This window comes from Rheinheimera oceanensis, assembly GCF_018831085.1.
GTDB classification, from domain to species: Bacteria; Pseudomonadota; Gammaproteobacteria; order Enterobacterales; family Alteromonadaceae; genus Alishewanella; species Alishewanella oceanensis.
The window spans coordinates 11,841-28,067 of sequence record NZ_JAGPNM010000001.1 but is presented as its reverse complement, the minus strand read 5'-3'; the positions used below and the strand labels follow the sequence as shown (position 1 = coordinate 28,067).

The window sequence follows — 16,227 nt, the reverse complement described above, 5'->3', positions numbered from 1 at the left end:
AAAATGGTTATCTGCCGTGAATCGACTTCGGAATATCGAATATCTGCAGTAGCCGCACGGCAAATTGCTACAATACTGCTGTTTTGCAGCAAAATTGCTGATGGCATATATCATTAATTTAACCCGCTGCCTTTTAATCAGTCAGCCAGCTGAGTTATGATACTGCGTTTTAGCGTATACACCGGTGTGAGTCACGCTGGGTTAAAGGAACAAGGAGCAAACGAATGCTAATTCTTACTCGTCGTGTTGGTGAGACACTGATGATCGGTGATGAAGTAACAGTAACGGTGCTGGGTGTGAAAGGTAATCAGGTGCGTATTGGTGTTAATGCACCAAAAGAAGTATCTGTACACCGTGAAGAGATTTATATGCGTATACAGGCCGAGAAAGGTTCACCTGATACAAATTATGGTGACGACGACTAACAACCCAGCTATACCTGCTGATTGCCGACGAATTCTGCCGATTTTGTACGTTTTATGACTCATTTCCGGTGAATTGCTTAAAAGGTCGGCAAACGCACTTTTCAGTTCTAAAAATTGTTTGACTTATTTTCCTGAGACATTAATATACACGCCGCAACACAGAGCGGAGAAATGGCCGAGTGGCTGAAGGCGCACCCCTGCTAAGGGTGTATAGGGGAAACTCTATCGAGGGTTCGAATCCCTCTTTCTCCGCCATTTTATCAGATGGACGCATAGCTCAGCTGGATAGAGTACTCGGCTACGAACCGAGCGGTCGGAGGTTCGAATCCTCCTGCGTCCGCCATCTGATTTGGGAAGCATCATGCACTATGCTTTAAAATAATTGTGCTGTATTAGTGACACACCGGACGCATAGCTCAGCTGGATAGAGTACTCGGCTACGAACCGAGCGGTCGGAGGTTCGAATCCTCCTGCGTCCGCCATATACGAAGAACCCGCTACGGTTAACGCCTTAGCGGGTTTTTTAATTTTGGCTTTATGTAATCTGACGCAGGCGGATGAGAAGCTCCGCAAGGTTCGACCAATTTGCCGGGAGCAAATTGGCACAGCTTTAAGCTGGCCCGCAGGGCAGGCGGCAGGATAGCCGCCTGCAATCCTCCTGCGTCCGCCATATACGAAGAACCCGCTACGGTTAACGCCTTAGCGGGTTTTTTAATTTTGGCTTTATGTAATCTGACGCAGGCGGATGAGAAGCTCCGCAAGGTTCGACCAATTTGCCGGGAGCAAATTGGCACAGCTTTAAGCTGGCCCGCAGGGCAGGCGGCAGGATAGCCGCCTGCAATCCTCCTGCGTCCGCCATATACGAAGAACCCGCTACGGTTAACACCTTAGCGGGTTTTTTCTTTGGGGCTGGATATAACTTTTTAAGACGTTTATCTGCTGCCTGCATCGCTAAGTGCTTGTGATTATGCTATAAATTGTATCCGAATTTGCATGGTTTTGCTCAGGCAGAGTTCAGCCTTGGTTTGCTAGAACCGTGTCACCGCGTAATAACAGGTAAGCCTGACACGTGATGATATCTGATACTTCAGCTGTACCTTTATCACAACCATTAAAGCCGCAAGCGCTGTCAGGCGAGTTGGCATTATGCCGGCATTGTGATTTGGTTCAGTTAATGCCAGAACTGGCGCCGGGCGAGGAGGCAAGTTGCTCCCGCTGCGGTCTGCACCTGGATGCACGTCATCCACAGCCGGTATTGCGCCCTGTGTTGTATGCCGGTAGCGCATTATTTATGTTATTACTGGCCAATTTATTTCCCTTTGTCAGTATGTTTGCTGCTGGTAACAGCAACGCGATGAATTTTTTTGACACGTCCTCAGTGTTGTTCTCAGAGCACCATCAATGGCTGGCGATTTTGATCTGGCTGTTTATTCAGGCCGTGCCGGCAGCCTGCATGCTGGCGGTATTATATTTAAAGCTGGGTATGCTTTATCCCTTGCCAGCTTGTACCTGGGTAGCACGGGTACTGTACATGCTAAAACCCTGGAGCATGGTAGACATTTTTCTGATGGGGCTGATTATCAGCTTTGTTAAGTTAGTGGCCGATGCTGATATTTCGCTGGGCCCAAGCTTTTGGGCGTTCTGCCTGTTTTGCCTGCTGCATCTGCGTACTTTTCAGGTGATTGACCGGCGGGAACTGTGGTCAAAAATTGCACCCTATCCGATACCACTGGTTGAGGCACATGCCGGTAAAACCGGCTTACAGCAAAATTTAAAATTGTGCCAGGTGTGTACCGCTTTAGTCCCGCTGGCGCAAAGCCACTGCAGCCGCTGTAATACTAAGGTACGGATACGTCAGCGGGCCAGTGTGCAAAACACCATGGCGTTGTTAATTGCGGCCACACTGCTGTACATACCGGCCAATTTGCTGCCTATTATGCGTACGGTATCTTTCGGTGAGACAACCGACTCGACCATCATCAGTGGCCTTATATTAATGTGGCAGGATGGCGCCTACCCGGTAGCCATTATTATACTGATTGCCAGTGTGATCGTGCCGGTGGCTAAAATATTGATTATGTTCTGGTTATGTTATTTAACCCGCTTGCCCTTTTCCCGCCGCCAGCGCCATTCCAGCAAAATATATCGCTTGGTTGACTGGGTTGGCCGCTGGTCTATGGTGGATGTACTGGTGGTTGCTATTATGGCGGCGTTGGTACGGTTTGATTTGTTTATGAGTGTATATCCCGGTGTAGGGGCCTTGGTGTTTGCAGCAGTGGTGATCCTGACCATGCTGGCAGCTCTAAGTTTTGATCCAAGATTACTCTGGGACCCATTGGCCGAACAAGAGGACGCCAGTTTTGACGCAACAACATAGTGCACAGGTAAGCCGGATAAAACAGTGGTCGCCAATCTGGGTAGTGCCGATAGCAGCTGTTTTGATAGGTATCTGGATGCTGTACAACCACTACCAGCAGCAAGGTGCTTTACTCACCTTACTAACGGCTGACGCCGGAGGTATTGTTGCCGGAAAAACCCAGATCAAAAGCCGTAGTGTGGATGTAGGCCAGGTAGTGTCGGTTGAACTTAGCGATGATTTAAAGCAAGTGATCATTAAAGCGCGGATGAAGCCGAATATTACCCCTCTGCTAAATACCGGCTCGCAGTTTTGGGTGGTCAAGCCGCAGGTTGGCCGCGGCGGTATTACCGGGCTTAATACCCTGTTGTCGGGGGTTTATATAGAACTGCAACCGGGCGATGCCGAAAAACAGCAACTGGAATACCCGCTGCTGGATGCGCCTCCGATTGCCCCCGCCGACGCGCCGGGTGTAAGGGTATTATTAAGTACTGCAGACAGCGGCGGGCTGGCGGTTGGCGATCCGGTATTGTATCGCGGTTATGAGGTAGGTACGGTAGAACACAGTGAATTTGATTTGACGCTGCGCCGTACCCAATATCAGTTGTATATCCGTGCGCCGTTTGATGTGCTGGTATCAGAGAATGTTCGTTTCTGGCTTAGCAGTGGGTTCTCAGTAGATTTGTCGGCAGAAGGGTTACAACTAGACGTAGGCTCTGCCACTACCATACTCAGCGGCGGTGTCAGCTTTGATTTAATGCAGGGCTGGCCGGCAGGTGACGCGGTAAAAAACGGCGCTGAATTTCAGTTATTTCCGAATAAACAAAGTATTCAGGATGGTTTATACAGCGAATTTGTTGAGTACCTGTTGTTTTTTGAAGAGTCAGTACGCGGTTTAAAAGCCGGTGCACCGGTAGAATACCGTGGTGTACGGGTGGGTACTGTTACCAGCGTGCCGTTCTTTTTTTCTATCGATAAACCGTTTGAGGTTTCATTACAACAGGGTATACCGGTGCTTATCCGTATTGAAGCCGGGCGTTTGTATGAAAACCTGAGCTTAGCGCAACTGCGCCAGGAGCTGGAGAGGGCCGCACAACTAGGTATGCATGCGGCATTGAAAACCGGCAATCTGTTAACCGGCGCACTTTATATTGATTTGGATATCAGCCAGGATACGACGCCAGATGTGGAACAACAGGCCATGCAGGCACAACAGCTGGCGCTAAGCCAGAGTGCCGGTTATCCGATGTTACCTACTGCCCGTAGCGGCCTGAGCAATATTGAACAAAAAGTGCTGATGGCACTGGATAAAATTAATAATCTGCCGGTTGAGCAGTTGCTGGTGCAAAGTGAACAAACTATGCAAAGTACCGAGGTTTTGCTGCAAAACGCCAGCAAAATGGTCGCTCAGCTGGATGCTTTGGTATCCAGCCCTCAGGTGCAACAGTTACCGGCACAGCTGCAGCAAAGCCTGCAGGATTTACAACAGATGCTGGCCGGTTTAAGTCCGGGGTCGGTGGCTTACGACAGACTTAATGGTAACCTGCAAACGCTGGATCAGGTGTTACGGGAGCTGCAACCGGTACTCCAGACGCTAAATCAGCAAAGTAATGCGCTGGTGTTTGAAGCTGACATTCCTAAAGATCCTGAACCGAAGAGGGCAAAGCAATGAGACATATTACAGCGGCGCTGCTTTTGCTGCTAACGGGTTGTGCCAGCCAGCCTGCCAGTAACTATTACCAGTTACCAGCGGCACCGGTAACGCAGGCTAGCTCAGTGGCTGAGGCGGGATCTCTTTATATTGAGCCGGTGCAGGTAGCCAGCTATCTCAATGGCCGCGGGCTGGTATTGCAGTTATCTGATGTTGAACTGGTAACTGCGCGCCAGCACCTGTGGGCAGAGGCACTGGATCAGCAATTACAACGGCAGTTACGCGACAGAGTGGTGGCACAAACGTCAGGCTATGCAGCAGTGTTGCAAGCCCGGCCCGACACGGTGCGCGTTTCTGTGCAGTTGGATCAGTTTCACGGCCTGGCGGATGGACACGCTATTGTCAGTGGCCGCTTTGCCGTCAGCACACAGCCAGGCTCGCAGCCATTTAATATTCGTATTGCCTTAACGAACGATGGCTACCCGGCACTGGTACAGGCGCTGGGGCAGGCAGTGCAACAGCTTAGCCAGCAAATCGCCCGGCAACTGACTGACGCGGCATAATTCGCAGCTGCTTATTACTTTAATGCGATAAGCAGCTGCCATCATTTATTCAGATGGCTAGACATTTGAATGTCTTTACGTGTAGTGTAAGCATGTTATGCAAATTGTTAGCATAAATAGCAGCTATCACGGAGTTTTATTTAGCGTACTAACGTTAACTGCGCATAATGCAGGGTCGGCCGGATAAAATCAGGCCGGGCCGGTAGTGTTCAGCTATTCTGACTATACCTGTGTGTGTCAGCAAGGTGCCGCCAACTGAAGGAGAAAACGGCTATGGTCGCAGAATTATTATGGGAAGCCGCAAACCTGATGTTAATTGGCATGGTTGCGGTGTTTGCATTCTTATTACTGCTGGTGTTTGTTGTGCAGCTATTAAGTACCGTTATGCAGCGTTATTTCCCGGTGAAAACCACAGATAAAACTACCAGAGTAGAAAGCGGCAGCAGCGGCCCCAGCCCGGCAGTCATTGCCGCTATTTCAGGCGCTATACATCAGTATCGCCAACAACAATAAGAGGACTCAGGCATGAGCAAGCCATTATTACTTACTGAACTTGTGCTGCGCGATGCGCATCAGTCATTGCTGGCAACCCGGCTACGGCTGGAGGATATGCTGCCTATTGCAGCCAAGCTGGATAAAGTGGGCTATTGGTCGATGGAGTCCTGGGGTGGTGCTACCTTTGATGCCTGTATCCGTTATCTTGGCGAAGATCCCTGGCACCGCATCCGCGAACTGAAAAAAGCCATGCCGAACACCAAACAGCAAATGCTGCTGCGCGGACAAAATTTATTAGGTTACCGTCACTATGCCGATGACGTGGTAACTGCCTTTGTTGAACGTGCGCATGAGAACGGCGTTGATGTGTTTCGTATTTTCGACGCCATGAACGACATCCGCAACCTGCAAACTGCAGTTCAGGCTGCCATTAAAGTTGGCGCCCATGCACAGGGTACTATTTCTTACACAGTTAGCCCGGTGCATACCATTGATATGTGGGTAGATATGGCACGTCAGTTGGAAGATATGGGTTGCCATTCGGTCTGTATTAAAGATATGGCCGGTTTGCTCAAACCCTATGAGTGTGAAGAGCTGGTTACCCGTATTAAAGAAGCCACCAAAATTCCGCTGGCGATGCAGTGTCATGCCACTACGGGCTTAAGTACGGCCACATATCAAAAAGCTATCGACGCCGGTATTGATATGCTGGACACCGCTATATCATCAATGAGTATGACCTATGGCCACAGCGCCACTGAAACTATGGTCGCGATTGTTGAAGGCACCGAGCGCGACACCGGACTGAATTTAGAACTGCTGGCTGAGATTGCCGCTTATTTTCGCGACGTGCGGAAGAAATATGCTCAGTTTGAAGGTTCATTAAAAGGTGTGGACGCCCGTATTTTGCTGGCACAGGTACCAGGTGGCATGCTAACCAATATGGAAAGCCAGCTAAAAGAGCAGGGCGCACTGGACAAACTGGACGCTGTGCTTAAAGAAATCCCTCAGGTACGCGAAGATCTCGGCTTTTTACCACTGGTTACGCCAACATCACAAATAGTGGGCACTCAGGCGGTGTTAAATGTGCTTACCGGTGAGCGCTATAAAAGTATTACCAAAGAAACCGCCGGTGTATTAAAAGGCGAATACGGCGCTACCCCGGCACCGATGAATGCCGCGCTGCAGGCGAGGGTATTGGCGGGGGCAACAGCAATTACCTGCCGCCCTGCCGATTTATTGCAGCCAGAGCTGGACAAATTGCAGGAAGAACTTAGCAGCCTGGCTAAAAGCGAGAATATCCGTCTGGCGGAGCAGCAGATTGATGATGTACTGACCTATGCCTTATTTCCGCAGGTGGGTTTAAAGTTCCTGAAAAATCGTGACAACCCGGCGGCGTTTGAGCTGGCACCAGAGCCGGAAAGTACAGATAACAAGAAAGTGACAGCCAAAGCCAACACCGTTCAGAGTGGTCCTGCCAGCTACAGCGTGCGGGTTGATGGCAAAGTGTATGAGGTAGAGGTTGCACCAACAGGCGAGCTCAGTTCAGTTAAGCCTGTGGTATCAGAAAATATTCCCGGCAGCGCTTCAGTGACCGGCAGTGCGACGTTAAATGCGCCGTTGGCGGGTAATATCTGGAAAATTGCCACTAAAGTTGGCGCTAACGTTAAGCGCGGCGATGTGGTGATTATTATGGAAGCGATGAAAATGGAAACCGAAGTACGGGCAGTGTCTGACGGCACTGTGGTCAATATTCATGTTGCAGCCGGTGATGCAGTTAGTACCGGCGATGTGCTGATCAGCTTTGACTAGACTGAACTGAGGAATTTTCATGGACGCTGTTGCAACCTTAATTGCTTCAACCGGTTTGGTGCATTTTACCGCTGGCCAGGTAGTGATGATGCTGGTTGGATTTATCCTGCTTTATCTGGCCATTGCCCGTGGTTTTGAGCCGCTGTTATTACTGCCTATTGGTTTTGGCGCTATATTAACCAACATTCCGCTGGCGGGTATGGGCGATCCGGGTGGCTTGTTGTATATGATTTACGATGTTGGCATCAGCACCGGTATTTTCCCGTTGCTGATTTTTATGGGGGTTGGGGCATTAACTGATTTTGGTGCCTTAATTGCCAACCCCAGAATGCTGTTATTAGGTGCAGCTGCGCAGTTTGGTATTTTTGCTACCCTGCTAGGCGCTATTGCATTAAATGCAGTTCCGGGTTTAAGTTTTACGCTTAAAGAAGCCTCAGCCATTGCCATTATTGGTGGGGCAGACGGCCCTACCGCAATTTTCCTTGCCTCCCGGCTGGCACCTGATTTACTCGGAGCCATTGCCGTAGCTGCATATTCTTATATGGCACTGGTGCCGATTATCCAGCCGCCGATTATGCGTGCTTTAACCACTAAAGCCGAGCGTAATATTCAAATGGTGCAACTGCGTACTGTCAGTAAGAAAGAAAAAATTATTTTTCCGTTGGCGGTATTACTGCTTACTATTTTATTACTGCCAAGTGCAGCGCCACTGATTGGCATGTTTTGTCTGGGTAACCTGATGCGTGAATCAGGAGTGGTAGACCGCTTAAGCAAAACTGCCCAAAACGAGCTGATTAATATTGTTACCATTTTCCTGGGCCTTGCTGTAGGCTCCAGGCTTAGTGCGGATAAGTTTTTAACACTGCAAACACTGGGCATTTTGGTGCTGGGCGCGGTTGCTTTTGCTATAGGTACCGCTTCCGGGGTTATTATGGCGAAGATTATGGCTAAGTTCTCCAAACAGCCAATTAACCCGTTAATTGGTGCAGCCGGGGTATCTGCCGTGCCAATGGCTGCGCGGGTGGTAAACAAGGTAGGGCTGGAAGCAAACCCGCATAACTTCTTGCTGATGCATGCCATGGGGCCTAATGTAGCTGGTGTAATAGGCTCTGCCGTTGCTGCCGGTATTTTGCTGGCTCTGGTGGGTTAAAAGTTAGACAGATACAAAAAGCCCGGTCATTTGACCGGGCTTTTTTAATGGCTGTAAGTATGTTAAGGAGCTGCGGTTGCATCTGTAGCGGTTTTTGCCAGCAGTACCCGCTCTTTAGTCGCCAGTTGGGCAATGATCTGCTGTGCATGTTGGCTGAATAACTGTTTTTCTTTGCCTTGCAACGGTGTCGCTTGCGGTAACTTAACGGTTCTTGGATTACGGTGCACGCCATCAATCACAAACTCATAGTGTAAGTGGGCGCCGGTAACCCGGCCTGTTGCGCCTAAACGGCCAATAGCCTGGCCCTGACGTACTCTGTCGCCTTGTTTAACATCGCGGCGCGACAGATGCAGGTACTTTGTCACAATATTATTGGCATGCTGAATAAATACATAGTGGCCATTAACGTTGTTGTAGGTAGACGCAATAACACGGCCGTCACCTGCCGCCATAATCGGCGTGCCTACCGGAGCAACATAATCTACACCATTGTGGGCGCGCACTGTGCCCAGTACCGGGTGTAACCGGCGCGGGTTAAAGTTTGAGCTGACATACTGAAAGCTAACCGGTGCGCGCAAAAATGCCTGGCGCATACTGGCACCATCGGGTTTGTAGTAATTGCCGTCGGTATGACGCACGGCCTGATACACATGCCCCTGGTTCTGGAACTGAGCAGCAACAATATTACCGTTGCTGATAAACTCACCATCAACATATTGGGTTTCGTATAATACGCTGAAGCTGTCGCCACTGCGGATATCTAAACCAAAGTCGATATCCCAGCCGAAAATACCGGCCAGGCTCATAATTTGCGCTTCACTTAAACCGGCTTCTATGCCGGCGCTCCAGAAATTACTGCGAATTTCTGCACTGGCAAACTGGCTACGCAGCTCAACTTCTTTTTTCAGCTCTTCGGCAACAAAGTTGCCTTCAGTATTGCGGCTTACACGTAACGTGGTTAAGTGGTTCAGTGCATAGCGTAGTTCCTGTAACTCACCCGTTTCGTTTAAACCAAATTCAAGTTGTTCGCCCGGAAACAGTCTGGTTAGTGTTTTAACACTATTACCTAATGCCAGTACCTCCAGCATAACCTGCTGGCTAACATTGGCTTTTTTAAACAGGGCCGATAGCGCATCGCCTTTTTGCACCTGCAACACAGACCAGTTTAACGACAAGTCTTCTTCCGGCAGAGCAGGTAATTCAGAAATAGCTTGCTCAAGGGCTAAATCTTCTGCGCTTTGTGGAATATCCAGGCTATAGCGTTTGCCTATTTCCAGGCTGTCGCTTTTACTGCCTTTAGAGGCAGAGGCCTGTTCTGATGGTAATAATAAAACAATAGATAAGAACACCGAAGTGGCGACAATTAAGACGCGGTGTTGTTTGGGTATTTTGGTTACTAATTGGCGCATAATGCTAGTCTTGGCTCAGGAAATGCACAAAAACCGAGCATATACCGTTTTTTTGCCTGACACCAGACTTTTGTGCGTTTCCCCGAGCCTGAACATGCTATAGAATGCGGTTTCTTTGCGCAATCAGGTTAAAAATCAGGAGACTAAAATGGCGGACTGGGAGCTGGCTTTAGCTGAATTAAAACGCGGCTGCGAAGAAATTCTGCTGGAAGAAGAGCTAATTGCCAAGTTAAAAGAAGGCAAGCCGTTAAAAATAAAGGCGGGCTTTGATCCAACTGCACCAGATTTACACCTTGGTCATACCGTTTTGATCAACAAATTGCGGGCTTTTCAGCAATTAGGCCACGAGGTGATTTTTCTGATCGGTGATTTCACCGGCATGATTGGCGATCCGAGCGGTAAAAACGTTACCCGCAAGCCACTAAGCCGTGAAGACGTGCTGGCCAATGCCGAAACCTATAAAGAACAGGTGTTTAAAATACTCGATCCGGCAAAAACCCGGGTGGCATTTAACTCAGAATGGATGGGCGAGCTGGGTGCTGCCGGTATGATTAAACTGGCATCGCGCCAAACGGTAGCGCGTATGCTGGAACGTGACGATTTTAAAAAACGCTTTGCTAATAATCAGTCAATCGCTATTCACGAGTTTTTATACCCGTTGGTACAAGGCTGGGATTCTGTAGCGTTACAAGCCGATGTTGAAATGGGTGGCACTGATCAGCGCTTTAACCTGTTGATGGGCCGTGAACTGCAAAAAGATGAAGGTCAGCGCCCGCAAACCGTGATGATGGTGCCGCTACTGGAAGGCCTGGACGGCGTGCAGAAAATGTCAAAGTCTTTGGGCAACTATGTTGGTATTACCGATGCCCCGAATGATATGTTCGGCAAAATTATGTCTGTTTCAGATGAGCTGATGTGGCGCTACTACGATTTACTCAGCTTTAAGCCTGTTGAACAAATTAAAGCGTTAAAGCAGCAGGTTGCCGATGGTGCTAACCCGCGCGACATAAAAATTATGCTGGCAAAAGAAATTATTGCCCGCTTTCACGATGAAGCAGCCGCAGAAGCGGCACATCAGGACTTTACCCAACGCTTCAGTAAAAACGCTTTGCCGGAAGATATTCCTGACGTTACGGTAAGCTGTGATGCCGGTTCTATGCCGGTTGCCAACCTGCTTAAAGAAGCCGGTTTGGTTGACAGCACTTCAGAGGCCATCCGTATGATTAAGCAAGGTGCGGTAAAACTAAACGGTGAAACCCGGATTGAAGATGCCAAACTGGAAGTGGCAAAAGGCAGCACAGAGATTTATCAGGTAGGAAAACGCAAGTTCGCCCGTATTACATTGATGTAGCTAGAAAATAAGCTCCGATGGCCCAAATGTCAGCGGAGCTTAATATTATGCCTTAGCCTGCTATTGAATCAATAATGCAAACCTTATTGATAATCGTTGTTATTTAAAATAAAATGCAACTTCCTCATGCAGTCAAAGGTTTGTTTCCATGTCTACTATTCAATTCCGTTTGTTGCCGGTTGCCACCGCGGTATCGCTGGCAATCGTGACTATGTCATCTGCTGATGTTGTTGCTGAAGAACAAAGCAGTAAAGCAGTAGAAAGGCTTGAAGTTAAAGGTTCTTACACCGTAAATGAAGTTGTGGACACGGCAACCGGGCTTGGCCTGACACTGCGTGAAACACCGCAATCGGTCAGTATTATTACTGAACAGCGAATGCGTGATCAGAACATTAATACAGTACTGGAAACAGTAAAAAATGCTGTTGGTGTCTCATCTACCGAGCTGGACAATGTGCGCAGCTCTTTTAAGTCACGCGGTTTTGAAGTCAGTAATTACCAGATTGACGGCGTACCTATTGCCTGGAGTTTAGCCGGAGATTCCGGTGAAACAGTAGCAGATGTTGCTATTTACGAGCGGGTAGAATTTGTGCGTGGCGCCACAGGTTTGTTGACAGGTGCCGGCGATCCGTCAGCTTCTATTAATCTGGTAAGAAAACATGCTAACAGCACAGATCTGACCGGTTATGTTAATGTCTCTGCTGGCAGTTGGAATAAAAAACAGGTTACTGCTGATGTTGCCGGTGGGCTGAATAGCAGTGGCACTATACGCGGACGCATAGTAGGTAAATATCTGAATACCGATTCGTACTGGGATCAGTATGAAGAGCGCAGTGATGTTTTGTATGGTGTATTGGAAGCGGATTTGTCTGCAGCAACGTTGTTCAGGGTTGGTGCAAGCTATCAGAACCGTGATCCTAAAGCCGCAACCTGGGGCGCGTTACCGGCAGTATTTACAGACGGCACTTTTACCGACTGGGATGTGTCGAAAACGACCGGTACCGACTGGACCCGCTGGGAAACAACCAATACCAACTACTTTGTTAACCTGAACCATGCTTTTAGCAATGGCTGGCAGTTAGTTGCCAACTATAACCGTATGGAATACGAGAAAGACTCTAAATTGTTGTATTTCTATGGCGCAATAGATAAAGAAACCGGTGAAGGGCTTAATGCCCAGCGTTATCGTGCCTATGGTGAAACACAGCAGGACAGCTTTGATATCCAGCTTAAAGGTGACTATCAGCTATTTAACCAGCAGCATGAGTTTGTTATCGGTGCTATTTCCAGCAAACAGGATATTGCAACTGACTCGTATACTCCTATCGGCGGTGATATGAGCGGTGGTTATGATCGGGTTGATGTAGGTAATTTTTATCAGTGGACTGGCCTGGCTGAGCCAGAATGGGAAGCTAACCCGGTAAGAGCTGAAGACGTTAGTATTAAACAGGAAGGTGTTTATGCGGCTACCCGTTTGTCTGTTACTGATGAGTTGAAGTTTATTGTCGGTGGCCGTATCTCCAGTTGGGACCGTGAAGGGCTCTGGTATGGTGCGGTGGAAGATTATGGTAACAATAGTGTATTTGTACCTTACATTGGTGCTTTATATGACCTGACTGAGCAACATCGTTTATATGCCAGCTATACCGAAATTTTTAAAGCGCAGGACAGAAGGGATGCCAACAACAGTTTACTTGATCCGGTTGAAGGCAAAAGCTACGAGATCGGCCTGAAAAGCACCTTCTTAAACGATTTGTTGCATACCACAGTAGCGGTATTTCAGATTAATCAGGACAATCTGGCAGTAGTAGACCCGGATTTTGTGCCAAATGCAGAGCAACAAACGGCTTACTATGGTGCTGATGGTACAGAAAGCAAAGGCTTTGAACTTGAAGTGGTAGGCAAGCCGTTGGAAGGCTGGAATATCAGCGCCGGTTACTCACAGTTTAAAGCTGAAGATGCTTACGGTGCGAAAGTCAGTACCGATAGCCCGCGTAAGCAGTTTAAGTTGTTTACCACTTATCAGTTTGTTGATTTACTGCCAGAGCTGACCATTGGTGGTGGTATTAACTGGCAAAGTGAAACCTCTGCCGCAGGCGGTGGTGTGCAGCTAACGCAGCCGGCTTACTCGTTAACAAACCTGATGGCGCGCTATGATATTGCCGACAATATGAACCTGCAGCTTAACGTTGCCAACCTGTTTGATAAAAAGTACTACAACTATATGACGGCCTGGGGCGATGCTTATACACAGTATCGCTATGGTACCCCGCGTAACGTTGCAGTAAGCTTTAATTACTCGTTTTAAAAGACAGCATACGGATTGCCCGTATGGGCAATCCGTAACGCTTATTTAATAGTGACTTGCTGTTACTGCTACATCTGCTGGTAAATCTTGCCGGTATTAACCTTGCCTCGTCCTGCTGTTGCAATCTTATTATTTTCTATAGTGGAAAAACGCTCACTTCACTTCTAAAGTTGTAATACTTGTCAACAAACCACAATGTAGATTAGTAGTTTGTATGATTAGCTTTTAACAACAAGGTTACGCCGGGTATGGATACTTTTGAGCTTAGTCAGCTGCAGGATGCCATAGTGCACTGTGCCGTTGATGCCATTATTGTTATTGATCAAAAAGGTTTAATTTGTTTTTTCTCGCCATCGGCAGAAAAATTGTTCGGTTATACTTCTGCCGAATGTGTTGGTCAGAATGTCCGTATGTTAATGCCAGAGCCATTTCATAGTGAGCATGACGGCTATCTGGCAAATTACGTTACGCGGGGTATGAGAGCCAAAATTATTGGCTCTGGCCGCAATGTCCGGGGTAAACGTAAAGACAATAGCATTTTTCCTATGCACCTTTCTGTTGGTGAAGCCAAAGCCGGGGTTAAACGCTATTTTGTTGGTATTTGCCATGATTTAACAGCATACGAGGCCAGTGTTAAAGCGCATCTTAGTTTACGCTCTATGCAGGATGCGCTGCTTGAAGCAGCCGTAGATGGCATTATTTCTATTGATGAATGGGGCATAGTGCAAAGTTTTAACCGTGGCGCTGAGCTGCTATTTGGCTATAAGAAACATGAGGTGATTGGCCAGAATGTCAGCATGCTGATGACATCGGCGCACAGTCGTCAGCATGATAGTTATCTGCAAAATTATAAAGGCGGTGGTAAGGCCAAAATTATTGGTATTGGCCGTGATGTGCAGGCGCAGCGTAAAGATGGTTCAGTGTTTCCTATGCATTTATCGGTGGGCGAGTCACATACTGAGCATGGCCGCCTGTTTGTTGGCGTATGCCATGATTTATCTGAGTTTAAGGCTGTACTGCAGCGCTTGATCTCTGCTGAGCAGCGTTATCGTGACATAGTCGAAAACCAAAAGGAGTTTATTTGCCGTTTAAGCAAAAATTCGCGGCTTACCTTTGTCAACAACGCATTCTGCCGTCAACTTAATCAACCACTGTTTCAGGTGTTGGGCATTTCTATCTTTGAATTTATCCATGCAGACGAACGTTATAATGTTGAGTCACTACTGGACCAGCTGCGCCAGGCTGAGCAGGCGCAAACCATTTCGTTATTGGTGCGTATGCTGGGGCCTGACAACAGTGTGCACTGGGTAGACTGGACATTTAGTACATTAAGCGGTAAAGCCGATTCGGTTGATGAGATCCAGGGCGTGGGCATTGATATTACCGAGCAGATAAAAGCAAAAAATCATGCGAAGTTTCTTACCAACTTTGATGCGTTAACGGGGTTATTAAACCGGGATGGTTTGCTGGAGCAGTTCAACCGGCGGCAGGACAAAACCCAGGCTTATGCGGTTTTGTTTATTGACTGTCACCGTTTTCGTCTTATCAACGAGAAATATGGTCATGATTTTGGCGATTTAATGTTGATAGAAGCCGCACACCGGTTACAGAATGTGCTGCCGGAAGGGGCTTTTGCCTGCCGCCCCGGCGCCGACGATTATATTTTGTTGATGCCGGTTGAAGATCGCAGCAGTTTATTGTCTTTTGCTCAATATTTGGTTGAACAATGTACAGAGCCATATTGGCTGGCTAATCAGAAAATTTCTCCTTCGGTTTGTATTGGTATTAGCAACTACCCGGATGATGACACTGATTTAAACGTGCTGATCCGCCAGGCTGAGTCTGCAATGTTTGCAGCTAAACAGCAGGCTCAGCCGTTACGTTTGTACCATGAAGATATTCATAACGCACTGACCCGGCAACTGGAAATAGAGCAAGGCTTACGTTTGGCGCTGGAGCAGGATTTACTCAGTGTAGTGCTGCAGCCCAAGTACCATTTGGTAAGCAAACAGCTGGTGGGCTATGAAGCCTTAGTACGCTGGCACGATGCTGAGTTGGGTTTTGTGGCGCCGGACATTTTTGTGGCAGTGGCAGAAGCGGTAAATCTGGGTAAAAAGCTTGATTGCTGGGTAATTAAAAGAGCATTGCAGCAAATAAAACTATGGCGCCAGGCTGGTTTGCAGCCACCGCCTGTTGCGGTAAATATTACGGCTAAACATTTTTCTGATCCGGCGCTAAACCAGTATGTAATTAATAAGCTGCAGCTGATGGAGTTACCGGCTGAGTGTCTGCAACTTGAAATTACCGAAGGGGTAGCGATGGACAACTCTCCGGCTATTTTGGAAAACCTGACGGCATTTCGCAGTGCAGGTATTAAAGTGGCGATTGATGATTTTGGTACCGGCTATTCTTCATTATCGTATCTTACATCTTTACCGATTGATTTTATTAAGATCGATAAAACCTTTGTGCAGGCGCTGGACAATGGCAATAACCTGAGTCTGGTTAAAGCAATGTTGGCGATGGCGCAGGCAATAGATGTTGCTGTAATAGCCGAGGGCATTGAAACTGCAGAACAGCAGGACTTACTGGCAGAGCTGGGCTGCGAGTTTGGCCAGGGCTACCTTTATGCCAGGCCAACCAGCTTTAGTGATATTGAACAACAACTCTGTGCGGTATAGCAAAGCCGCCGCAGCATTTAATTATA

The 16,227-nt window shown here is 48.0% G+C and carries 11 protein-coding genes and 3 tRNA genes; 13 read left to right on the top strand and 1 reads right to left on the bottom strand.

Going from position 1 to position 16,227, the window contains the following annotated elements:
- Nucleotides 1–224 precede the first annotated feature (224 nt).
- From csrA to J3B89_RS00080, 10 genes are all read left to right on the top strand, one after another.
- Nucleotides 225–425 (top strand): carbon storage regulator CsrA, encoded by a 201-nt coding sequence (gene csrA, locus J3B89_RS00125; RefSeq protein ID WP_068229500.1) that lies wholly within the window; start codon nucleotides 225–227, stop codon nucleotides 423–425.
- A 165-nt stretch (nucleotides 426–590) separates the two neighbouring features.
- Nucleotides 591–680, top strand: a tRNA-Ser gene (locus J3B89_RS00120).
- 11 nt (nucleotides 681–691) lie between these two features.
- Nucleotides 692–768: transfer RNA gene (locus tag J3B89_RS00115), tRNA-Arg, on the top strand.
- 62 nt (nucleotides 769–830) lie between these two features.
- Nucleotides 831–907: transfer RNA gene (locus J3B89_RS00110), tRNA-Arg, on the top strand.
- Nucleotides 908–1,497: 590 nt separating this feature from the next.
- Nucleotides 1,498–2,802, top strand: a complete 1,305-nt coding sequence (locus J3B89_RS00105; RefSeq protein ID WP_215396306.1) for a PqiA/YebS family transporter subunit — start codon at nucleotides 1,498–1,500, stop codon at nucleotides 2,800–2,802.
- Nucleotides 2,786–4,453, top strand: coding sequence for an intermembrane transport protein PqiB (gene pqiB, locus J3B89_RS00100; protein ID WP_215395501.1), 1,668 nt, complete (start codon nucleotides 2,786–2,788; stop codon nucleotides 4,451–4,453). Before J3B89_RS00105 ends, pqiB begins: the two co-directional genes overlap by 17 nt.
- Nucleotides 4,450–4,995, top strand: coding sequence for a PqiC family protein (locus J3B89_RS00095; RefSeq protein WP_215395500.1), 546 nt, complete (start codon nucleotides 4,450–4,452; stop codon nucleotides 4,993–4,995). The genes pqiB and J3B89_RS00095 overlap by 4 nt, the downstream gene beginning before the upstream one ends.
- Nucleotides 4,996–5,268: 273 nt before the next feature.
- On the top strand, nucleotides 5,269–5,508 hold the full coding sequence (locus J3B89_RS00090; protein ID WP_215395499.1) for an oxaloacetate decarboxylase subunit gamma: 240 nt from the start codon (nucleotides 5,269–5,271) through the stop codon (nucleotides 5,506–5,508).
- A 12-nt stretch (nucleotides 5,509–5,520) separates the two neighbouring features.
- Nucleotides 5,521–7,302, top strand: coding sequence for a sodium-extruding oxaloacetate decarboxylase subunit alpha (oadA, locus tag J3B89_RS00085; RefSeq protein ID WP_215395498.1), 1,782 nt, complete (start codon nucleotides 5,521–5,523; stop codon nucleotides 7,300–7,302).
- A gap of 19 nt (nucleotides 7,303–7,321) precedes the next feature.
- Entirely contained in the window at nucleotides 7,322–8,452 is a 1,131-nt protein-coding gene (locus J3B89_RS00080) for a sodium ion-translocating decarboxylase subunit beta (protein ID WP_215395497.1), read from the top strand.
- A 62-nt stretch (nucleotides 8,453–8,514) separates the two neighbouring features.
- Here J3B89_RS00080 and J3B89_RS00075 read toward each other — a convergent pair whose 3' ends face one another.
- Nucleotides 8,515–9,861 (bottom strand): peptidoglycan DD-metalloendopeptidase family protein, encoded by a 1,347-nt coding sequence (locus J3B89_RS00075; RefSeq protein WP_215395496.1) that lies wholly within the window; start codon nucleotides 9,859–9,861, stop codon nucleotides 8,515–8,517.
- 148 nt (nucleotides 9,862–10,009) lie between these two features.
- Here J3B89_RS00075 and tyrS point away from each other — a divergent pair, with 148 nt between their 5' ends.
- From tyrS to J3B89_RS00060, 3 genes are all read left to right on the top strand, one after another.
- Nucleotides 10,010–11,212, top strand: coding sequence for a tyrosine--tRNA ligase (tyrS, locus tag J3B89_RS00070; RefSeq protein WP_215395495.1), 1,203 nt, complete (start codon nucleotides 10,010–10,012; stop codon nucleotides 11,210–11,212).
- Between the two features lie 148 nt (nucleotides 11,213–11,360).
- Entirely contained in the window at nucleotides 11,361–13,520 is a 2,160-nt protein-coding gene (locus J3B89_RS00065) for a TonB-dependent siderophore receptor (RefSeq protein ID WP_215395494.1), read from the top strand.
- A 248-nt stretch (nucleotides 13,521–13,768) separates the two neighbouring features.
- Nucleotides 13,769–16,201, top strand: a complete 2,433-nt coding sequence (locus J3B89_RS00060; protein WP_215395493.1) for a sensor domain-containing protein — start codon at nucleotides 13,769–13,771, stop codon at nucleotides 16,199–16,201.
- Nucleotides 16,202–16,227 lie beyond the last annotated feature (26 nt).